This is a genomic window from Gilliamella sp. Nev5-1 (assembly GCF_001690895.1).
GTDB lineage: Bacteria > Pseudomonadota > Gammaproteobacteria > Enterobacterales > Orbaceae > Gilliamella > Gilliamella apicola_C.
The window spans coordinates 1-20,283 of sequence record NZ_LZHO01000042.1; the positions used below are offsets into that span (position 1 = coordinate 1).

21 protein-coding genes, 2 pseudogenes and 1 riboswitch are annotated in these 20,283 nt (G+C 35.4%); of the genes and pseudogenes, 5 read left to right on the forward strand and 18 right to left on the reverse strand.

Going from position 1 to position 20,283, the window contains the following annotated elements; genetic code table 11:
- Nucleotides 1–209, forward strand: a 209-nt coding sequence (locus tag A9G41_RS06245; RefSeq protein ID WP_143425424.1) for an integrase core domain-containing protein, incomplete at its 5' end; no start/stop codon positions are given.
- A 43-nt stretch (nucleotides 210–252) separates the two neighbouring features.
- Here A9G41_RS06245 and A9G41_RS06250 read toward each other — a convergent pair.
- The 4 genes and pseudogenes from A9G41_RS06250 to A9G41_RS06265 form a co-directional block, all read right to left on the reverse strand.
- Nucleotides 253–732: pseudogene (locus A9G41_RS06250) on the reverse strand (helix-turn-helix domain-containing protein); the annotation flags it as partial.
- 118 nt (nucleotides 733–850) lie between these two features.
- A complete protein-coding gene (prfH, locus tag A9G41_RS06255) occupies nucleotides 851–1,471 on the reverse strand; it encodes a peptide chain release factor H (RefSeq protein ID WP_075539452.1) in 621 nt (206 codons plus the stop codon).
- A complete protein-coding gene (locus tag A9G41_RS06260; protein WP_075539453.1) occupies nucleotides 1,471–2,559 on the reverse strand; it encodes an RNA ligase RtcB family protein in 1,089 nt (362 codons plus the stop codon). The genes prfH and A9G41_RS06260 overlap by 1 nt, the downstream gene beginning before the upstream one ends.
- Before the next feature lie 591 nt (nucleotides 2,560–3,150).
- Nucleotides 3,151–4,089: a hypothetical protein gene (locus A9G41_RS06265; protein ID WP_075539454.1), complete on the reverse strand. Its 939-nt coding sequence runs from the start codon at nucleotides 4,087–4,089 to the stop codon at nucleotides 3,151–3,153.
- A gap of 142 nt (nucleotides 4,090–4,231) precedes the next feature.
- Here A9G41_RS06265 and A9G41_RS06270 point away from each other — a divergent pair, with 142 nt between their 5' ends.
- The gene (locus tag A9G41_RS06270) at nucleotides 4,232–4,435 is read left to right on the forward strand and encodes a heavy-metal-associated domain-containing protein (protein ID WP_065580527.1); all 204 of its coding nucleotides are present in this window, start codon (nucleotides 4,232–4,234) and stop codon (nucleotides 4,433–4,435) included.
- A gap of 177 nt (nucleotides 4,436–4,612) precedes the next feature.
- On the forward strand, nucleotides 4,613–5,068 hold the full coding sequence (locus A9G41_RS06275) for an STY0301 family protein (protein ID WP_075539455.1): 456 nt from the start codon (nucleotides 4,613–4,615) through the stop codon (nucleotides 5,066–5,068).
- A 160-nt stretch (nucleotides 5,069–5,228) separates the two neighbouring features.
- Here the strand turns inward: A9G41_RS06275 and A9G41_RS06280 are convergent.
- A protein-coding gene (locus tag A9G41_RS06280; RefSeq protein WP_442903290.1) for an IS3 family transposase occupies nucleotides 5,229–6,310 on the reverse strand; the annotation gives its coding sequence in 2 pieces (ribosomal slippage) (nucleotides 5,229–6,058 and nucleotides 6,058–6,310; 1,083 coding nt in all).
- 576 nt (nucleotides 6,311–6,886) lie between these two features.
- Between A9G41_RS06280 and A9G41_RS06290 the strand changes: the two genes are divergently transcribed.
- On the forward strand, nucleotides 6,887–7,345 hold the full coding sequence (locus tag A9G41_RS06290) for an STY0301 family protein (protein WP_143425425.1): 459 nt from the start codon (nucleotides 6,887–6,889) through the stop codon (nucleotides 7,343–7,345).
- Between the two features lie 72 nt (nucleotides 7,346–7,417).
- Here A9G41_RS06290 and thiD read toward each other — a convergent pair whose 3' ends face one another.
- The 13 genes and pseudogenes from thiD to A9G41_RS06355 form a co-directional block, all read right to left on the reverse strand.
- Entirely contained in the window at nucleotides 7,418–8,212 is a 795-nt protein-coding gene (gene thiD / locus A9G41_RS06295; protein WP_075539456.1) for a bifunctional hydroxymethylpyrimidine kinase/phosphomethylpyrimidine kinase, read from the reverse strand.
- 11 nt (nucleotides 8,213–8,223) lie between these two features.
- Nucleotides 8,224–8,865, reverse strand: a complete 642-nt coding sequence (thiE, locus tag A9G41_RS06300) for a thiamine phosphate synthase (protein ID WP_075539457.1) — start codon at nucleotides 8,863–8,865, stop codon at nucleotides 8,224–8,226.
- An 8-nt stretch (nucleotides 8,866–8,873) separates the two neighbouring features.
- Nucleotides 8,874–9,662 (reverse strand): hydroxyethylthiazole kinase, encoded by a 789-nt coding sequence (gene thiM / locus A9G41_RS06305; protein ID WP_065581471.1) that lies wholly within the window; start codon nucleotides 9,660–9,662, stop codon nucleotides 8,874–8,876.
- 56 nt (nucleotides 9,663–9,718) lie between these two features.
- Nucleotides 9,719–9,820: riboswitch (TPP riboswitch) on the reverse strand.
- Between the two features lie 39 nt (nucleotides 9,821–9,859).
- Complete coding sequence (gene trkA / locus A9G41_RS06310) at nucleotides 9,860–11,221, reverse strand: Trk system potassium transporter TrkA (protein ID WP_065581472.1); 1,362 nt, start codon at nucleotides 11,219–11,221, stop codon at nucleotides 9,860–9,862.
- 108 nt (nucleotides 11,222–11,329) lie between these two features.
- On the reverse strand, nucleotides 11,330–12,325 hold the full coding sequence (gene trpS / locus A9G41_RS06315) for a tryptophan--tRNA ligase (RefSeq protein ID WP_065581473.1): 996 nt from the start codon (nucleotides 12,323–12,325) through the stop codon (nucleotides 11,330–11,332).
- A 23-nt stretch (nucleotides 12,326–12,348) separates the two neighbouring features.
- A complete protein-coding gene (locus tag A9G41_RS06320; RefSeq protein ID WP_065581474.1) occupies nucleotides 12,349–13,044 on the reverse strand; it encodes a phosphoglycolate phosphatase in 696 nt (231 codons plus the stop codon).
- The gene (rpe, locus tag A9G41_RS06325) at nucleotides 13,037–13,714 is read right to left on the reverse strand and encodes a ribulose-phosphate 3-epimerase (protein WP_065581475.1); all 678 of its coding nucleotides are present in this window, start codon (nucleotides 13,712–13,714) and stop codon (nucleotides 13,037–13,039) included. The genes A9G41_RS06320 and rpe overlap by 8 nt, the downstream gene beginning before the upstream one ends.
- Before the next feature lie 39 nt (nucleotides 13,715–13,753).
- Entirely contained in the window at nucleotides 13,754–14,575 is an 822-nt protein-coding gene (locus A9G41_RS06330; protein ID WP_065581476.1) for a Dam family site-specific DNA-(adenine-N6)-methyltransferase, read from the reverse strand.
- A gap of 48 nt (nucleotides 14,576–14,623) precedes the next feature.
- A complete protein-coding gene (locus tag A9G41_RS06335) occupies nucleotides 14,624–15,412 on the reverse strand; it encodes an SPOR domain-containing protein (protein ID WP_065581477.1) in 789 nt (262 codons plus the stop codon).
- 67 nt (nucleotides 15,413–15,479) lie between these two features.
- A complete protein-coding gene (gene aroK / locus A9G41_RS06340) occupies nucleotides 15,480–16,001 on the reverse strand; it encodes a shikimate kinase AroK (protein ID WP_065580715.1) in 522 nt (173 codons plus the stop codon).
- A gap of 184 nt (nucleotides 16,002–16,185) precedes the next feature.
- Complete coding sequence (gutQ, locus tag A9G41_RS06345) at nucleotides 16,186–17,148, reverse strand: arabinose-5-phosphate isomerase GutQ (protein ID WP_065581478.1); 963 nt, start codon at nucleotides 17,146–17,148, stop codon at nucleotides 16,186–16,188.
- A gap of 201 nt (nucleotides 17,149–17,349) precedes the next feature.
- A pseudogene (locus A9G41_RS06350) lies at nucleotides 17,350–17,972 on the reverse strand (LysE family transporter).
- Between the two features lie 9 nt (nucleotides 17,973–17,981).
- Nucleotides 17,982–19,424, reverse strand: coding sequence for an LTA synthase family protein (locus tag A9G41_RS06355; RefSeq protein ID WP_065581479.1), 1,443 nt, complete (start codon nucleotides 19,422–19,424; stop codon nucleotides 17,982–17,984).
- 245 nt (nucleotides 19,425–19,669) lie between these two features.
- On the opposite strand from A9G41_RS06355, the gene A9G41_RS06360 reads away from it, so the two are divergent.
- Nucleotides 19,670–20,257, forward strand: a complete 588-nt coding sequence (locus A9G41_RS06360; RefSeq protein ID WP_065581480.1) for a nitroreductase family protein — start codon at nucleotides 19,670–19,672, stop codon at nucleotides 20,255–20,257.
- Nucleotides 20,258–20,283: the final 26 nt, after the last annotated feature.

Genomic DNA, 20,283 nt, shown 5'->3' on the forward strand with positions numbered 1-20,283 from the left:
AGCCCGGTAGCCCTTATCAAAATGGTTATATTGAACGATTTAATCGTACCTATCGTACTGAAGTGCTCGATTTATATCTTTTTAACAACTTAGCGCAAGCAAGGAGAATAACCGAAGAATGGTTAACGATTTATAACACCGAAAGACCGCATGAGGCATTAAATAACATGACACCGCTCGAATATAAAATATTAAAACAGGCAGCTTAATTTTCTACGTGAGTTGTGTACTAAGTTTGGGGTATTTACATACAGTTTCTATTTCACCACAAGCTTCATCATCGTGCTTTTTCTTTTCTAATGCAGCTATTTGGCTATCATTGAGTTCAATACCTTCCTGAGCCGCTTTTTCTTCTAAAGCATGTAAGCATTTTTTGAAATTCTCAAGATTATGTCTTAACCAAACAGAGCACACGCCACTTCCTGAAATAAAAACACCTTGCTTACGAAGCTCATTGCTTGTTCTATGCTGACCATGAGCAGGATAGTCAATAGCATAACGAATAATGGCTTGTTCCGTTGGGTCATCAACGCGATTTTTGAGATTTAGTGTCCGTCTACTCTTTAATATTAAAGAGTCTAAACTAGCTTCTTCAACGAGTTCTTTATAACGATAAAACGCATCTCTTGATACTCCCATCACTTTACAAGCTCTAGACACGTTCTGAAGTTCTTCAGTTAAATTTAATAAGCCTACTTTATGTTTTATGATTTGATTGTTAGTATGAAGCATGAACGTTACCTCTTGTTGTTTTGATTGTAGATTTGACACCTAATATCAAAACTGGTAATGCTCTCTTTTTCAAGCCCTTTGTCCGATTAAGTCGGAACTAATACACTACATAATATGGTTACTCTATTTTTTCATGAAATCCTTTGCCATAAAAAACTAAACTACTGTTACCTCTTGGTACTGAGTAATGAAATTGCTGGCGTATAGTTTTATTCTGCTGATGTAAATTATTTTCATATTCAGCAAGTTTATGCGCCAATAATAATTTCGCTAATCGCTTATTGGCATGTTGGCTTCGTTCGGTCTGTACTTTGACACTAATACCCGTTGCGATATGTGTTGCACGAACGGCAGATTCGGTTTTGTTGACATGCTGGCCGCCAGCGCCCGATGATTTCATCGTCGTAAATTCAATAGTACTATCCATTATTTGTGAAGGGTTTTGTAAGCAGGTAATGCCTATAAACCAATTTTTACGTTTATGTGCTGGTCGATATGGGCTTTGGCAAATCCATTGTACGGTTCCAAGCCAACGCTGTATTAATTGATCACACTGTAAGCCTTCAATTGAAATAAGCACTGAACGGAAAGTATTGGGCTTATCGCCCAATACGCTTTCGACTATTTCGGTTGTTACTGATAATTTACTTGCTTCATTTAGAAATTGCGTTACGGCTTTCGCAACAGCTAAAGTGCATTCAGCAGGCCCTTTGGCAGATGAAAAAAAGAGCAATGCCATTAATGACCTCCTTGTGTTTTATAATTCAATATTGGAGTAAGTTGTGCGATCACTTTAACAATGTTTGCTTGTTGCATCGATTCAATTACACTCTCAATTGATTTATAAACTTGTGGCGCTTCTTCAAAAATTAAGCTGCTATCTTCACAAATGACACGGCTCCCCAATTTGGTTCGTTTAAGTTCTTGCATTGAATAGCGGTTATCTAACTTGCCTTTACAGTCGACCCGACGCCATTTACGCCCCGCACCATGGGCTAATGACATAAGAAGATTTTCATGCTGTATTGGCTTAACTAAATAACTATAATCCCCACGCGATCCGGGTACAATCACTAATTCATCTGTTGCTGAAGAGGCGCCTTTACGATGTAACCAATACGCCTGCCCAGTGAACATGACTTTTTCGAGAAAATTATGACAACCATTTAGCACTTCACCCCCTTGTGTATTTAGGTTTGCCATTAATCTTTCAGCGACAATTTGACGATTTAATCTAGCAAATGCTATTGCGTTATCGTGCTTAGCTAGATAGTCTAATGCTTCAGGATTGTTTTCAAGTAAACCTTGATTACCAAAACGCGATAATTGATTTTGTAAAATCGCATGACCTAATCCTCTTGAACCACTGTGCACTAATAAAAACAACTTCTTAGCATTGAGTTGGTAATCATTAAATAACGACTCATCACAAATTTTACTGACCTTTTGTAATTCAGCAAAATGGTTACCACCACCAATTGTACCAAGATTGTATTTATGATGAGTATTTGACTGATCAATATTACCAATTTGCCGTTCCAATTTATCAATACTCAATTTAGCTATATTGATTTCAGTTTGCCAAAAACCCATACCACAACCAATATCACTGCCAATTAAAGTTGGGTAGATGATTTCACGGCTTAAATAAGCTGCTCCAATAGGGTAGCCTTTTCCCGGATGAAGATCTGGCATGCCCACAACTTTAACCATATTCGGCAAATTAGCGGTTGCCAGTAGCTGTTCAATAGCCACGCCTTCAATCCATGTGTTTTTTGATGCAATATATGATGCTTTGTCAGATAGCACCTGTATAGAATTGTCCATATATCAATCCATATTAATCAATATTATTGTTATACCCTGATGATGTATAAAGACAAATTTTTTGAAAAAATTACATGTAAAAAACGTTATAAATTAAAATAATACATATAAAATTCAGCTTTGCACTTAACATTGATTTGATCACAACAGTTAATTATTGTTAATCCAAAACAACGCTTACTTTAACAATGTAAAGCAAAATTATCTTTAAGTATTGGGTATAGGTTATATTGGCAGGCTAAGATCAGCAGAATGAATTGAAGTAAAAATGAGAAGTGTTACTACTTAATTATTTTGCGATAAGCCTGCAAAGGTTAGTTAAACAAATCATAATCAATTCTCCTTTGCAGTTAATAATGGTGAGTATCATAGTTATTTTTTTATAAGATGTAAATAGTAGGCGTGAAGAATTTTAATTAATAAAACAACATAAAAAGTAAAATTTTAGCCTTTTATCCTTGAGATAAAAATAGGAAGAACATTTGTCTGTAAGCTATCGAGGCATAAAACCCGTTTAAAATGATTTTACTCTTTTTAAAAGAGGTCATTTAGCAACCTCTTTTTCGATTTATTGAAAATGATCAAGTACTATTATTTGATCACATAAAAGTTAACGTCGCGAGTATCTCGAAGAGCATCAACGAATTTCCCCAATTCTTTACTGTAGCTTTTCTCAGGATCGTTTTCTTCTGTACATTTTTCTTTTGAGCGATAACTTTTAGCCATTGCATCATTTGATGCCAAATTGTCGTATGGTTTTTTAAAATCACTACCTTTTAATGTTATAAGATGATTCCAGTCATTTAATAGGCTTTCCATATATTGACGACCTGCTTCGCATTTTATGTTATTTAAGTCAATCTTAGGAATAACATATTGGCTTATCTCACTGAACTTTTTAGGGTTGTAAGGAAAGCTAATGTCTTCTTTTTCATCTTCTTTTAAGAATTCAATAAAGTCGCTTTCACGATATAATTTTCTAAAACGTTCTTGATAAGATTGGTTTTTCTTCAATTTTAGATCTTGAGTTATTTCTTTTGGAAAAGGTTGATCATAAGAATAATCCCAATGATATTGGCTGTGTTCAATAAATACATCATTGATTAATTTTGCTGGCAATTCTATTTCTTGCGCTTTACCATCAATAATGGCTGGAATGTTATTGATTTCTCTTTTTTCTCTTAAAATCTTTTCGTATTCTTCATCATTCAACTCAGACGTTGAATAGATGACTGTGTATAAATAATAGTTACTTTGTGTTGGGTTAATAAGACCTAATTTTCCAAATTGAGCCGGTTTTACAACAAAATTGAAGTTGTCATTATTATACGATAAGGTATGTTTGCCGTATTCAAATGTATAATTAATACCCGATTTGGCTGGAATAGTTAATTCTTTACCATCAATAGTGACTTTTATTTCGTTAGCAGTAGGGTTGTCAATCCAACGCTCGATAGAACTAGGTTCAGAACAGCCAACAAGGATTAAACTGCAAATCCACAATAAAGAATATTTTATTTTTTTCATCATAATATTTTGTTATAAGTGTAAAAAGGAAGTAAATATTATCATCTTTATGAAAAAAACTAAATGTAATCAAATAAAATTAGTGTTATAAATAGGTATTTTGTTTGGTTGTTTATTAAATAACATTAGGAATAGAGAGATTTTTATGAAATTGATAGTCGATAATATGAATTGCCAGCATTGTGTGAAAATGATAACAAAAGCGATTAATGACATTGACCCAAACGCAAAAGTGACCGTTGATTTAACTAAGCGCCAAGTTGCTATCGAAAATAGTTCCATTACGCAAGAAGCCGCTATCACTGCGATTAATGAGGCTGGTTATGAGTTTGTTGGAACTGCGAACTGACTATCTCTATATTTGATAGCACTAGGTTTCTTAGGCATCTTTGTTATGCTACCTTGCTGAAATTTTACCTTAAAACAGAAATAACAAAAAATTTGTTTAAAGTATCAGCATATTTTGGAAAATGCTAGAATGCGTTTATCTATTTATTAATAAGCTATTGTGAAAAGGATATAGACTATGAAAGGTAAAATATTGAGTGTTACTGCGGCTATTATGGCTTGGTTTAGTGCAGTTTTTTTTGTTAATGCTTATCAGATTGATTGCCCACAAAACATCAAAGTTAAAGAAGAAGTTGAAAACATGCCTGATGGGTGGGAGGTTTCTGATAAAGATAGCCTGAGTAGCTCTTTTCATAGCATGATTGTTTATTACGATAACCCTTCTAGAATGGGTGTTTTAAAACCAGCAAAAGGAACGGTTGCTGGTAAGAAACATGAGTTAATATGGGAAGTTAATTACCACACAGATGTTGAACCTTATTATGTTAGTTGCGCTTACAGTACAAGCAGAATTGAGCTAATAAAAAAAATTGATTCATCAATGAAAAGTTGCTGGGCTGACTATTTTGAAGATGAACAAGGAAAAAGAGGGACACTTACCTGTAGCACAAGTGAGGCAAAGGACTTGCATTAGTTGAAATATGGGATTTGTTGTTATATGTATTGTTATATGTAATAGCCGATAACTCAAACCCCACTAAAATTTTAAACCATAGTTTATTTTTTCAATACATTATTTTAATTTAAGTTTTAATGTAAATACCCCAAACTTAGTACACAACTCACGTAGAAAATCATGCTGCTTGTTTTAGTGTTTTATACTCAATCGGTGTCATGTTATTTAATGCCTCATGCGGTCTTTCGGTATTATAAATCGTTAACCATTCTTCGGTTATTCTCCTTGCTTGCGCTAAGTTGTTAAAAAGATATAAATCGAGTACTTCAGTACGATAGGTACGATTAAATCGTTCAATATAGCCATTTTGATAAGGGCTACCGGGCTGGATATAATCAATGGCTATATCATGGGATTTAGCCCAGTTTATAAAGGTTTTTCCTGTAAATTCTGGCCCATTATCGACCCGTATTTTTAATGGATAGCCATGATATTCAGCCAGTTTATCTAAGTAACGGGTAATTCTCCCTGCCGGTAAGCTTACTGCAATATCAATGCCTAGCGCCTCACGATTAAAGTCATCGATGACATTGAACGTCCTAAAGCGACGCTGATTACGACTACTGTCACTCATAAAATCCATTGACCAACATTCACCTTGTTTATTGGGTGCTGATAGCCTTTCTGGGTTTCGTGGAGGAATGCGCTGTTGACGCTTTACCCTGAGATTAAGCTTTAATTCACAATACACCCGATACACCCGTTTATGATTCCATTGATAGCCGAGCTTTTTGATACGATTAAAGCATTTAGGAAAGCCCCAGCGTAAATGCCGGTCTGTGATAGCATTCAACACCGAAATAATCACCGAATCATCCGGTAACTTAGGTTGATGATAGTAAGCACAACGGCTTAAGCCAACAATGGCACAACTCATAGCAATAGTAACTGAATGATTTTGTTGTAGTTGCTGTGCCCACGTTTTACGTGCCTTTGTGGGCACTAAAGCTTTTTTATGATTTCTTCCTGAAGCTGGGATTTTAAGCTCAGTTCGGCAAACATCTGTTTAAGCTTACGGTTTTCGGCCTCAAGCTCCTTTAAACGTTTAATATCAGAGGTTTCCATACCACCGTATTTATCACGCCATTTATAGAAAGTTGAATTTGCCATGCCATATTTACGGCACAGTTCTTTAACGGGAATACCCGCTTCAGCTTCTTTTAAAATAGCGACGATTTGATGTTCAGTCATTTTTTTCATAATTAAATCCTCTTTTACTTTTATCATAGAGAATTTTCTACTTTTGTGCTGTACTATTTTAGGGGATAGTTACATTAATGTTCTAATAATACTTTTCATAGAATTATATAAAACGTCTTAAATCAACTTAATGCTAATCATTTATTTATTACCATCATTGATAAAAATAATGTGTAGGCTCAATACGTTTGCCAATGGTTAAATTAATTGCCCCCTTGCAAATGTTTTATGGCTTCTTCTAGATTGCTACATTGGGGAAATAATACTGCAATTTTGGTAAAGTGTGTGCAATCCGTATCGTGGATATTTTTAGTTTGAGTTTTGTATGATAGTGATGAGTCTTATTTTATGGTATAGAGCTTTTTTGGCGATATCTCCGTTATGCTATCTTGCTAAAAACTTACTCCAAAACAGAAATAATAAAAAACTCGTTTAATTTAGATAACATGGTGAAAATAGCTTAATGACTTATAAATAATTATAATTGTTTTTATTTAAGATATTAGCATGATTTTTTGAAATCTTAGAATACTTTTATCTTTTTATTAATAGGTAATTGTTAGAAGGATAGATAATATGAAAAGGAAAATATTGAGTGTTACTCTAGCTATTATGGCTTGGTTTGGTGCAGTTTTTTTTGTTAATGCCTATCAAATTGATTGCCCACAAAACATCAAGGCTAAAGAAGAAGTTGAAAACAGGCCTAATGGGTGGGAGGTTTCTGATGATATAAATAGTTTAACTGTATCGTTTAGTAGCATGATTGTTTATCACGGTAAGCCTTCTAGAAAGGTCAGTTTAAAACCAGCAAAAGGATGGGTTGAAGGTAAGAAACATGAGTTAATATGGGAAGTCGATTTTAAAGCAGATGTTGAACCTTATTATGTTAGTTGCTCTTATAATGGAAGTAGAATTGAGCTAATAAAAAGAATTGATTTATCAATGAAAAGTTGTTGGGCTGATTATTTTGAAGATGGACAAGGAAAAAAAGGAACACTTACCTGTAGCACAAGTGAAGCAAAAGATTTGCATTAGTTGAAATATGGGATTTGTTGTTATATGTAATAGCTGACAACTTAAATCCCATTTAGACTATTTATTGTGCGATCACCACCAGCGGTAAAAATGGTGTGTTGGACCAATTCCGTTACCAATATTTAAATTATCAGCATGGCTAATGGCTCCTTGCAAATAATTTTTAGCCTGCATTACGGCTTCTGCTAAATTATATTTGGGTAACAATGCGGTAATTGCTGCAGATAGTGTGCAACCTGTGCCGTGAGTATTTTTAGTTTGAATTCGTGGAGAAGTTATTCTTATTACATTATCTTGGGTTATCAAATAATCAGGGCTTTGACTACCTGACAAATGCCCGCCTTTCATTAAAACCGCCTTGCAACCCAATTTGAGTAATTCATCCCCTTGCTTTTGCATATCATCTTCGTTTTTGGCCTCACCACAATCAAGTAGTACTGCTGCTTCAGGAATATTAGGGGTAACAATGGTTGCTAAGGGTAATAATAACTCACGAATAGCAGTTATGGCATCAGATTTGAGCAGGGGATGTCCTCCTTTAGCTATCATTACAGTATCTAAGACGATAGCAGGAATAGCATTTGTGCTAAGAAGATGGTGAACTGCTATGACTATCTCTTTATTCATTAGCATTCCCATTTTTACACTATTAATTTGAATATCTTGATATAGCGTATTGAATTGAGCTGCAACAAATTCAGGGGTAATGGCTAATACCGCATCAACCCCTTGTGTGCTTTGTGCTGTTAATGCAGTGATAACTGACATACCATAAGCACCGAGTGCCGAAAAAGTTTTTAAATCGGCTTGAATTCCTGCGCCACCGCTGGGATCTGAACCAGCAATGGTTAATGCAATTGTTGTCATAATTGTATGCCCTATTTAGCCTTCTTGATTTGCGTAATGAGTGATAACGTCGCTTGCTCAATATCTTGTTTACCACAAATAGCTGAAACCACAGCAACGCCGTCGATGCCTGTTTGAATAACGTTAGCCACATTACTTTCATCAATACCGCCAATGGCTACAGCAGGACATTGCTTCAGTTCTATTAGTTCGACTAATTGTTCGGTTCCCAGTGCTACTGCTGCATCTTTTTTCGTTGCGGTTGGAAAGATAGGACCAATACCAATATAATCGACCTTATGCCATGGAACGCTATCAAGTTGACGTCGATTAGCGATCGAAAACCCTAACCATTTATCTCTACCAATTAATTGACGAGTAACATCAACAGGAAGATCACTTTGTCCAATATGTACACCATCGGCGTCAACCGCTAAAGCAATATCGACATGATCATTAATAAACAGTGGTACGGGTGTTTCATTCAGCGCTTCTTTCAATGCTAATGCGGCATAATACCAATCTTTACCGCTAAACTTATGTTCAGATCTTAACTGTACTGCAGTTGCCCCATTAGAAACAGCAATTTTTGTGGTATTTACCATGCCACTAATACCACCACATAATAATGGATCAAGGACTAAATAAAGAGTTAAATCTAATTGCTTTTTCATCTTGTTCCTTATTGATGCAATGAATTAAACAGAGATAGTTGATCTAGTAGTGATACCGCAAAGGTACCTAATCCTTGCTGTTTATTGGCAAGTTGACCTGCTTTTTTCATCATAAAACAAGCTGAGGCGGTAGCTGATAAAGGATCTGATGAATTGGCAATAAAAGCAGCTACCATAGCAGATAGTGCACAGCCTGTTCCTGTTACTTTTGTTAAAGCAATATCGCCACCAGTGATGCTATATAAGATGTTGCCATTAGTGATATAATCAATATCCCCCGTCATTGCAACAATCGTTTGATATTTTTGTGCAAGTGCTTTGGCTGCATGTACAGCAGATGTCGTTGAGTTTTGACCATCAGGTCCTTTCGATGATCCATTTTCACCATTTAGTACTAATATTTCTGATGCATTACCGCGTATGACTGTTGGCTTTAATGATAGTAATTGACATACAATTTCAGTTCGATAATTAAGCGCCCCCCCCACAGCGACAGGATCAAGCACCCATGGAGTTTGTGTTTGCAAAGCTTGGATTGTTGCTAACAACATACTTTTGGCTGTGCTACTGTGAATGGTGCCAATATTAATCAATAAACTATCCGCAATGGTGATAAATGACTCCACCTCTTGCTTGGCAATAACCATTGCTGGTGATGCACCAATAGCGAGTAACACATTTGCGGTAAAATTTTGCACCACATCATTTGTAATACAATGCACTAATGGGTTTTGTTGTTTTACATGATAGATAAAAGGAGTTGCTTGTACTAATTGAAATGGTTTGTTTTCTAACATATTTATTCCCTGTTATTTTAGAACTAAAATATTGGGAAGAATTTGCCAAATTAAAGCTAAGATGGCTTAGACTTCCCTACGCTGGCATAACCCAGATCAGGTTCAACGGGTAAAATCTCAGTTTTTTGTCAAAACAAAAAACACCCCGAGTCAAAATTTGTTCATCCATTATGAACTGACTATCAGTTTTTAACAAACTATTGTAATAACTTTTCAATATCTGTTATTGCCTTTCTGTCTGGCAAAAAGATGATTAGATGATCATTATCTTCTATCATCAAATCAGTATTAATAATAATCACATCTTCACCACGAACAACAGCTCCAATTGTTGCACCTGAAGGCAGTTTTAAGCCATTAATATTTTTGCCCACCAGTTTTGATGTATCATTATTGCCTTTGGCAACCACTTCGATAATTTCAGATTCGCCTTGCCTTAGCGAAACGACTTTAACCATACCAGTTTGTCTTACATGACTTAATAGTTCTGAAATGGTGGCATGTTGTGGCGATATTGCGATATCAATCACACTATCATTAATCAATTCAAGGTAGGCTTGGCGTTGAATTAGTACGATCACTTTTTTTGCGCCCATTCTTTTGGCAAGCATAGATGACATGATATTGGATTCATCGTCACCTGTGACTGCAATAAAAAGATCGGTAAGCTCAACTTGCTCTTGTGAAAGTAATTCTTGATCAGATGACTCACCATGCAACACTGTGGTATTAACCAGTTGCTCGGCAATGAGTTCGGCTCGCTCAGCATTGCGTTCAATTAACTTGACTTGGTAATCATTTTCCAAACGCTTTGCTAAAGCGACAGCAACACTACCACCACCACTAATAATGATTCGCTTATAAGGTTTTTCTAATCGTTGTAGTTCGCTGGTTACAGCTTTGATATTAACTGGTGGCGTAATAAAATACACCATATCTCCCGCTTCAACCAAGGTTGAGCCAAGCGGACGAATAAAGCGGTTTTTACGATAAATAGCAACCACTCGCGCTTCAACATGAGGTAAATGTTCTTTGAGCTCGGATAATTCACTGCCAACTAAAGCACCGCCATAATAAGCCGTTACCGCCACTAGACACACTCGGTTATCATAAAAAGAAGCAAATTGCAATGAGCCAGGGTATTGAACTAATTGACTTATATGATTGGTGATAAGATTTTCTGGGGCAATGATATGATCGATATTAATACAGTCTTTATTGAAAAAAGGATAATTTTCATCATTATATTCAGGCGCTCTAATGCGAGCCACTTTTTGTGGAATACTAAATAAGACATGACCAATTTGGCAGGCCATCATATTGACTTCATCAGAGTTAGTTACAGCAACAAGCATATCGGCCGATTCAGCGCCAGCACTTTCTAATACCTGAGGATAGGATGATTTTCCACAAATTACCTGTAAATCAAAACGCTCTTGTAGCGATTGCAATCTATCATGATCTTCATCCACCACAGTAATATCGTTTTGTTTTTCGGTAACAAGATATTCCGCAAGTGCACTACCTGTTTGTCCTGCACCAAGAATAATAATCTTCATAACTAGCCTATATATTTAGATGGCTTTAACCATTATCCATTTACTTAGTATATTAAAGCCATTGCATATCATTCATTTTTTAGTCGCAATCTGTTATTGATTTTGCAATTATACAAACCCGATTGCATCATAGACTTTTTTCAACGTTGGCTCGGCTTTTGAACGTGCTTTTTCAGCTCCATCTTGCATGATTGAAAATAGATAATGTTCATCGTCACGATACTCATGATATTTAGCTTGCAAGGTAGTTAACATATCAATGACTTGCGTTGCAACTTCTGTTTTGAGGTGACCATACATTTTACCTTCAAACTCTTTTTCAAGCTCGGCAATAGGCTTACCTGTCACACCAGTTAAAATATCAAGTAGATTTGAAACACCAACTTTATTTTTAACATCATAGCGTACTACTGGTGGCTCATCAGAATCAGTCATTGCACGTTTGATTTTCTTCTCAATATCTTTTGGATTTTCGAGTAAACCAATCACATTATTACGGTTTTCATCTGATTTGGACATTTTCTTAGTCGGCTCTTGCAATGACATAACGCGCGCACCAACCCTGGCAATGAACGGCTCGGGAACAGTAAAAATATCACCATAAAGCGCATTAAAACGCATAGCAATATCACGCGATAATTCAAGATGCTGTTTTTGATCATCACCAACAGGAACTAAGTTTGCTTGATAGAGTAAAATATCAGCAGCCATAAGTACAGGATAATCAAATAGCCCTGCATTGATATTCTCTGAATGGCGTGATGACTTATCTTTAAATTGCGTCATACGGCTAAGCTCACCAAAATAGGTGTAGCAATTTAAAGCCCAGCCTAACTCTGCATGTGCAGGCACATGCGATTGTACAAAAATAGTGCTTTTTTGCGGATCAATACCACAAGCTAAATAAAGGGCTAGTGTATCTAATGTGGCTTTACGTAATTTGTTTGGATCTTGACGTACGGTAATTGCATGCTGATTAACAATACAATAAACGCAATCATATTCGTTTTGCAAAGACACCCAATTTTTTAAAGCACCTAAGTAGTTGCCAAGTGTTAGTTCCCCTGATGGCTGAGCGCCACTAAATACAATCGGTTTACTCATAATTTCTTCCTAATTTATACTCATTATTTTTTTGCATCAGCTTTTGGCTGAGGTAGAATTGTTAATATATCTTTAAAATCGTCAAATAAAAAATCGGGATTACTAGTAGCAATTGAAACGCCATAGTTATAGCCATAGCTTAAGGCAACAGTTGGGCAGTTAGCATTTTGCGCAGCAGTGATATCGTTTTTCGAATCACCAACAAAAAGTAACTGATCGCTAAACAATCCAAATTTCGCCATTACTTGATACAAAGGAGCTGGGTGTGGTTTTAATTTGATCACATCGCCACCGCCAAGTACTAGCGAAAAGAACTCTTTTATGCCTAGTGACGCTAGTAATGCAGGTAAAAATTGGGCTGGCTTATTGGTCACTAATGCAAGTGGATAATGATTATCATAAAGCACTTTTAAAGTTTCTTTAACATTCGGAAACAGCCTAGTTTCGACATCAATAACTTTATCATAATGTTGGTTAAATAATATCTTGGCTTTGGCAAATTGTTCTTTTGATGGCTCAATAGTAATGGCTTTAAAAACGCGTTCTAGCATGATATCAATGCCATTACCAACGAAATTTTTGATCTGCTCATTGCTGATCGTTGGTAAATTCAACTCTGCCAACATATTTTGTGTAGCCAGTGCCAGTCCCGGCACACTATCAACCAATGTACCATCTAAATCAAATGCGATTGCTTGAATATCTTTTAGTTTATTCATGTATCACTCCTGCTAACTCTTTACGCATGGCATCAATGACGGTTTTATAATCAGGCTGGCTAAATATGGCGGAGCCAGCAACAAACATATCTGCACCTGCTTTAGCTATTTCAGCAATATTTTCTACTTTTACCCCACCGTCAATTTCTAAACGAATATTTAATCCTGATGCAATTATACGTTGTTTAACTTGGTGTAATTTTTTCAAGGTTGCGGGAATAAAAGATTGCCCCCCAAAGCCAGGATTAACGCTCATCAACAAAATAATATCAATTTTGTCCATGACATAATCTAAATAATCCAGCGGAGTGGCTGGATTTAATACAATACCTGCCGTGCAACCATGATCTTTAATTAATTGTAATGAGCGATCTAAATGAATCGTCGCTTCTGGATGAATAGAGATATTAGTAGCACCAGCTTTAGCAAATGAGGCTATTAGCTCTTCAACAGGGGATACCATCAAATGCACATCAATAGGTACGCTAATGCCATAATCTCGCAGTGCTTTACAAAACATCGCCCCCATTGTTAGATTAGGTACAAAATGGTTATCCATAACATCAAAATGGATAACATCGGCTCCGGCGTCAATGACCTTTTGCGCATCTTCACCAAGGCGCGCAAAATCAGCTGACAATATTGATGGAGCAATAATAAATTTTTTCATAACCTACCTCATGATAACCCATTTTATATTCAAGCCTGATTATGACTTTTTATAGAGAGCTAAAATCTCATCAATTTTTTTACGACCCTCACCTGCACAGCTAATTGAACGACGCATTTCTGCGCGATAAAGCTCGCTTGCTTTGCTATAAAGAGTCATTGTGTAATCAGTATAATGATTAGATACTAGCACGGGTATATTCTTTTTATATGCTATAGTTTCAGCCAATTTCGACAAGTTTTTATGTTCTTCAAATCCAAAAATATTTGAATAATAAGCTGTAAACCCTACTGATTGATTTGGGGGTATGTAGGGCGGATCACAATAAATAACCGAATTTCTTTCTGCCTTCTTCATGACCTCATGATAAGGTGCGCAAATAAATTTCGCTTTTTGTGCTTTTTCTGCAAAAAAATAAAGTTCTTTTTCAGGAAAATAAATGGTTTTATAACGCCCAAATGGCACATTAAATAATCCACTATTGTTATAACGACATAGGCCGTTATAACAATGTCGGTTTAAATAAACAAATAATAATGATCTAAAATATCGATCTTTACTATGATTAAATACATCTCTAAGCTGATAAAACGCATCAGGTTGATTATTTTGAGTAGTAAAAAGCAATCTGAGATCACGAATAAATTGATCTGGAGTTGATTGTAACAAGGTATATAGTGAAATTAAGTCTTGATTGATATCCGCTAAAATATAGTTTTCGTAGTTTGTATTTAAAAACACAGAACCAGCTCCGACAAAAGGCTCAATCAATAGATCGCCTTCTGGAAGATACCGTTTGATTGTGTCCACAAGCTCATACTTTCCTCCAGCCCATTTTAAAAAGGCTCGTTGCTTCTTCAACGGATACTCCTATTTGTCGTTGATTGGATAAATAAACGATATTACTTATTATTTTTCTATTTTTTCTTTATTAACAACCGCACCCGATTTAACCCATGGTTTATCTTTTAAGAGTGCTGATGGTAAAGATTTAATAGCTTTACGTGCTTCATTAGCTGATGAATAATCACCTTTTACTAAAATAAACCACGTTCCTGAACTATATTCAGTTTTATATATATGGTAATTAGTTATATTGTTTTGTTTAATAAATTTTTTCAACCCCTCAACTGATTTGGATGCACTTAGCTGAATAACATAATGATCATTACTTATTTTAATTTTTTTTCCTAAATCAGCTTTTTCTTCTTTACGATTAACTGTTTTCTTATCATGATCATTATTATTTTTCTTAGTATTAGTTGATTGTGAAATATTTATATTATTAGAAATACTAGCGTTAGTTCTTCTATTTTGTGTTGTAATAGTATTAGAGTGTCCCTTAACCTCAGAATTTAGATTATCTATTGAGCTTAAACTATCATCTGTATTATCAGAACTTTCAGTTTGAGATCCATTAACAACTGCGCCACTTTGCCCATTTGAAATCAAACTGTTAGTTTCTTCTGTTGTCGTAACATCATTAACGGTAGGTGATGTTAATGCTGTTACTTCATTTTTGCGAGAAGAGTAAAAAATAATCAAGCCAAGCAATAATAGAAAAATAATGGCTACCGAACCGAAGATAACTAATTTTTTCTTTGGAAAATTTTGAAGAAGGTTTAGCAACTTTAATGAAGGCGTAGAGTCCTTACTCGGTTGCTCTAAAATATAACGGTCATCTTTATCTACACGCATACTTACTCCTTAACCTATAAAAAGGTTTATTACTTCATTAATAGCTATTACATCCAAAATAAGTTGCTTAAATCTGTTCTATTTTATCAATAATATAACTGGCAACACCTTTGGCACTTTGTTCATCAGTTTTAATGGTAATATCGGCAATTTCTTTGTAAAGAGGTTCACGTTCACCTGCAAGTTCTTCATAAAGCTCACGAGGTGTGTTACCACCTTGCAGTAATGGACGGCGTTTATCTTTTTGTGTTCTTGCCATTTGCTTTTCAATGGTTGTTTCAAGATAAACAACAATTCCACGTGCTGACAATCGGTTGCGTGTCTCTTTTGATAAGACAGAACCACCACCAGTTGCCAGAACTACGCCTTGTTTTTCAGTCAATTCGTTAATGACTTTTTCTTCTCTGGCACGGAATCCCTCTTCTCCTTCTAGGTCAAAAATCCATGCAATATCGGCTCCAGTACGTTTCTCAATCTCTTGATCTGAGTCAAAAAAATCCATGCCTAACTGTTGCGCAATTTGTCGGCCTATTGTGCTTTTTCCTGCCCCCATAGGGCCAATTAGAAAGATATTTCGCTTTTCTGCCATTGTAGTTTCATCATCTATTAATTTTGGTTAAAATATACAACACAACATCAATTTTAGTTGATTAAAAATCATACAAAATTCAATTGTGTAACTTTTCCTTTGATCTCCGTCTAACGACAAAAATTTAGGTCGGTAATTATCTCAATAGATAGCACCTTTTGGCAATAGGTATTTATTAATAGTTTTAGCTAATACCAGCTTGATGCAAATCATGAATATTTAAAGCACCGACTAATTCACCCTCATTGTTAACGACTGGTGCAGCGGTAATATTGTGATCATTAAAGGATTTTAATGCTTCAACCGCTTTCCAATTATCAGGGATAAGGTATCCTGGGCTGGTCATAACATCCAAAATACTATCTTGTAATGTACCATTTTTCAATAATAACCGACGTAAATCGCCATCGGTAAATACTCCAATTATTTTATTATTATTCTGACAGATTGCAACTAAACCTACACCTGTTCGACTTAATTCTAGCATAGCATCAAGAACCGTTGCTGTTTGTGGAACTTTAGGTATTCGATCGCCTGTTCGCATCACATCTCTGACATGATTAAGTAATTTAGCACCTAAACTACCTGCTGGGTGGGAGCGAGCAAAATCTTCTTCTCTAAAGCCTCGAGCTCGCATTACAGCAATCGCTAGCGCATCACCCATCAATAATGTGTTGGTTGAACTTGATGTTGGCGCTAATCCCATTGGGCATGCTTCTTTTTCTATCGAGATATTTAAAATAGCTTGAGCTGATTTAGCCAATGGCGAATCAACTCCGCCCGTAATTGCAATTACGGGTACATTCATTGTAGCGAGGATCGGCAGAATAATATTAAATTCTTTTGCCCGTCCGGAATAAGAAATTAAAATAGCCACATCATTGGCTGTTACCATGCCTAAATCGCCATGCAATGCTTCCGAAGGATGCATAAAAAAAGCGGGGCTGCCCGTGCTTGCTAACGATGCAGCAATTTTTTTCCCAATATGTCCTGATTTTCCAATACCTGAAACAACAACCTTACCTTTGGTGGTTAAGATAAGTTGGCATGCATTAATAAAATCTTTGCCAAGCCGATTAGGTAACTTTTCCGCTTCTTGTAACTCTAGTTCAAGAACTTCTCGACCATATTGTAATAATTTATCCATTTTCAATTAGCCTGTCGAATAAAAAAATCAGTGTCCAGTGAATGTATAATCGGTAAATAAAAGTAATCGATTATAAAAGCTAAACTATTATCAGTTTAACAATTAACGATCGAATATTCAAAAAAAGAAAGTCTTTTTATCAAAACTTTTCAGGTAAACAGGTGCTTGAAAGTAAATATGAGTTCACAACATTAGAGTAACTTAAAGTCCGAAAGCAACTTTTACGCCTAATGTAGTTAAAATGGTACCTAATAATTTATCGAAAATAGTTTGAATTTTAAAATAACGCCGTTGTATTGTTTGATTTTGAAAAACAAACACCACAAAAGGCCACCAAAAAAAGGCTTCAATCCAAATGATAAATGCAATGATAAGTTTACCAATCGTTGATGATTCAGCATCAAGCATTTGCGTAAAAATTGCTAGAAAAAATAACGTTGCTTTAGGGTTAAGTAAATTACATAAAAAACCTTGCGTAAAAGCCAATTTTGTTGAAATTAGCTGCTTAATTGGTTGTTTGCCAACTAAGCAAGTGGTCGCATTAGAGGCAAATAATGCTTTAAAGCCAAGCCATATAAGGAAAGCGGCACTGGCATAGCATAGCGTGTTATAGAGCAATGGAATGGTGCCAATCAACACCGCAAGACCAGCAACGCAATAGCTCATATGAATCAAAATAGCAGTGATCACATCTAAACAAGTAAATAATGCTGTTTTTCGGCGATAATTTAAACTGTTTTTAACACTAAAAAGAAATCAGGTCCAGACGGAATCATCCCCAAAAAACAGGTCGAGCCAACTAAAAGCAATGTATCCAACTCCATTTTCGGTACCTATTTAAATACCTGTGCTGAATTATTGATCGTTGCGATATTGGCTTTATTTTTTTCAATAAACTGTTTTTTATCAAAATTAGGGGCAGATAAATAGTCAGTTAGAAATTTGCCATTACTTGCAACTTGTGCCCCATTTAAAATTAAACGAGGCAAATCAATTTGGTAAATGGTTTGATCGGGTGTTTTTTGTAGATCTTGTATACTTGCGTTAGTTAATAGATAAAGCTTGCGCTCTTTTTGTGAAAGGCGATTAATGGTTGGCGTGCCAGATCCCATCATTAAATGATCTGGGAAAATATAAAATACAGTGTTTTCTAATACCCCTTCATCTTTTAATTGTTGAATAAATAACCCTAAATTATGATCTAATGAAGCAGCAACAAAAGACATATTATCTGGTTTGGGTGAAATAATTGATTTCATTCTTTCGTCATCAAAACCATTTGGAGCATGAGTTGAAACGGTTGATACAAATAAGGCAAATGGTTGGTTATTTTGACGCATTTGCGTAATCTGTTTTTGCGCAACATCAAAAATATCTTTGTCATATAATCCAAATGGTGCTGTTGGGTATTGCCCAACGTAATTTTTTTCCGAAATGACTTGCATACCCAAAAGCTCAGCAGTATGCCCAATACCAGCAAAATCAGGACTAGGCATCACATAACGGGTTTGATACCCAGCTTGTTTTAGCACATCACCCAAACTAACTAAGTTTGTTTGGTTTGCACGCATTAATGGGGATGTTGTGTAACCGCCAATTAAAAATGGCATGCCGGTCATATAAGTATACATGGAAGCAGTCGTCCAAGTGCTTCCAGTGCTCATTGGCATATTGGCAAAAAAAGTATAATCTTGGCAAAGATGTCGTAAATTAGGTGTAATATCTTCAAAGTCGAGAAAACCTTGTTCAAACGATTCTAATGATAACACAATAATATTTTTACCTTGTTGGCTAACAAGCTGGTTTTTATTGATGTAATTAGTCATATTGAGTGATTGCAATGCTTGCTCAAATGGTTCGCGCGGAGCACTAGTAACCTGATATATTTCATATAACCGGCTTAATGGTCCATTGTGGTAACTAATTGAAAATATAGCGATAACAGCGAGTAATATGCGAGGCAATAATCGGTATTTTCCTTTACACCAATTAGCGAGTTTTAATAGTAAAAAAATGAAAGAAAAAAAGACTACAATGACCAGAACGGCTTGCAATTTAAAAATAAATAGCCCTTCTATAATATCATTTATATTTAAATTCACATAAAACTGATAATCAATAAATCCACCACTAAAGTAGATAGAAGTTAGCTCCATTACAATAAAAATCGTTAATAAAGTTACGTTTAAAAATTGCCATTTTTTCTTTTTAAAGAGCGAGGCAAAAACAATTGTGATAATAAAAAGAGGTAAAACAATGAATGTCGATAATGGCATAAGATTTGTTACTCAATTTCTCAAAAATCAATTTTGCTAAAGTATATACTCAATACATAAAAAAATAAAAATATCGCTTAATGCTGTTTAATTTATCACATTATCTTCATAGCCTAACTTGAAAAGTGCTAATGGCAAAAGCAGACTTTTCATATATCAAATGATAATTATTAGCATTTGATGTTGATAATTGAAACCGTTAGCAATAAGATATCGCCAATAATGTCAAATAATTAGGTATTACTATGTCGTGTTATGTACGAAAATTAGCTTTAATTCTATTATCATCGTTGATTCCTTTCGCGTTATGTTATGCCGATATTTCATTACCTAAGCCACAAATAAAAGATGGAATGAGCTTATTTGAAAGCTTAAAAAAACGTGCTTCAACATCTGGTGGCGGGTTTCCTACTGGTAAGATTTCTGATGAGGAACTTTCACAAGTGCTTTGGGCAGCAAGTGGGTTGAACCGAGGTAAAACAGGATGGACAGTACCAATGGTTAAAGGTAAGCCACCTTATGTACGAATTTATATTGCTGGTGAAAAAGGCACTTTTTTATATGAGTGGGAAGGTCATTATTTAAGAGAAATTAATAATAAAGATATTCGCGCCGACATTGGTTTGCAAAATTTTACTAAGCGAGCCGCCTATTCATTAATTTTTGTGTCAGATGCTAATGTATTGGCTGATATAAATCCCGAAGAAAGTACTCACTTTAATTATACTGCTGTTGGCGCAATGAGTCAGAATGCTTATTTAGCTGCGGCAGCATTGAAATTAAATGCTCGTTATATTCATTCCATCAAGTCAGATGCCATAATTCAAGTGTAAATACCCCAAACTTAGTACACAACTCA

Excerpts from the sequence above, each read along its gene's own strand:
- A9G41_RS06320 (WP_065581474.1), bottom strand. The coding sequence starts at position 13,044 with ATGAATAAACTAAAAGATATTCAAGCAATCGCATTTGATTTAGATGGT.
- gutQ (WP_065581478.1), bottom strand. The coding sequence starts at position 17,148 with ATGGATAAATTATTACAATATGGTCGAGAAGTTCTTGAACTAGAGTTA.
- A9G41_RS06265 (WP_075539454.1), bottom strand. The coding sequence starts at position 4,089 with ATGATGAAAAAAATAAAATATTCTTTATTGTGGATTTGCAGTTTAATC.
- A9G41_RS06360 (WP_065581480.1), top strand. The coding sequence starts at position 19,670 with ATGTCGTGTTATGTACGAAAATTAGCTTTAATTCTATTATCATCGTTG.
- thiD (WP_075539456.1), bottom strand. The coding sequence starts at position 8,212 with ATGACAACAATTGCATTAACCATTGCTGGTTCAGATCCCAGCGGTGGC.
- aroK (WP_065580715.1), bottom strand. The coding sequence starts at position 16,001 with ATGGCAGAAAAGCGAAATATCTTTCTAATTGGCCCTATGGGGGCAGGA.
- prfH (WP_075539452.1), bottom strand. The coding sequence starts at position 1,471 with ATGGCATTGCTCTTTTTTTCATCTGCCAAAGGGCCTGCTGAATGCACT.
- A9G41_RS06335 (WP_065581477.1), bottom strand. The coding sequence starts at position 15,412 with ATGCGTGTAGATAAAGATGACCGTTATATTTTAGAGCAACCGAGTAAG.
- rpe (WP_065581475.1), bottom strand. The coding sequence starts at position 13,714 with ATGAAAAAATTTATTATTGCTCCATCAATATTGTCAGCTGATTTTGCG.
- trpS (WP_065581473.1), bottom strand. The coding sequence starts at position 12,325 with ATGAGTAAACCGATTGTATTTAGTGGCGCTCAGCCATCAGGGGAACTA.
- A9G41_RS06290 (WP_143425425.1), top strand. The coding sequence starts at position 6,887 with ATGAAAAGGAAAATATTGAGTGTTACTCTAGCTATTATGGCTTGGTTT.
- A9G41_RS06270 (WP_065580527.1), top strand. The coding sequence starts at position 4,232 with ATGAAATTGATAGTCGATAATATGAATTGCCAGCATTGTGTGAAAATG.
- A9G41_RS06355 (WP_065581479.1), bottom strand. The coding sequence starts at position 19,424 with ATGCCATTATCGACATTCATTGTTTTACCTCTTTTTATTATCACAATT.
- thiM (WP_065581471.1), bottom strand. The coding sequence starts at position 9,662 with ATGTTAGAAAACAAACCATTTCAATTAGTACAAGCAACTCCTTTTATC.
- trkA (WP_065581472.1), bottom strand. The coding sequence starts at position 11,221 with ATGAAGATTATTATTCTTGGTGCAGGACAAACAGGTAGTGCACTTGCG.
- A9G41_RS06275 (WP_075539455.1), top strand. The coding sequence starts at position 4,613 with ATGAAAGGTAAAATATTGAGTGTTACTGCGGCTATTATGGCTTGGTTT.
- A9G41_RS06260 (WP_075539453.1), bottom strand. The coding sequence starts at position 2,559 with ATGGACAATTCTATACAGGTGCTATCTGACAAAGCATCATATATTGCA.
- thiE (WP_075539457.1), bottom strand. The coding sequence starts at position 8,865 with ATGAAAAAGCAATTAGATTTAACTCTTTATTTAGTCCTTGATCCATTA.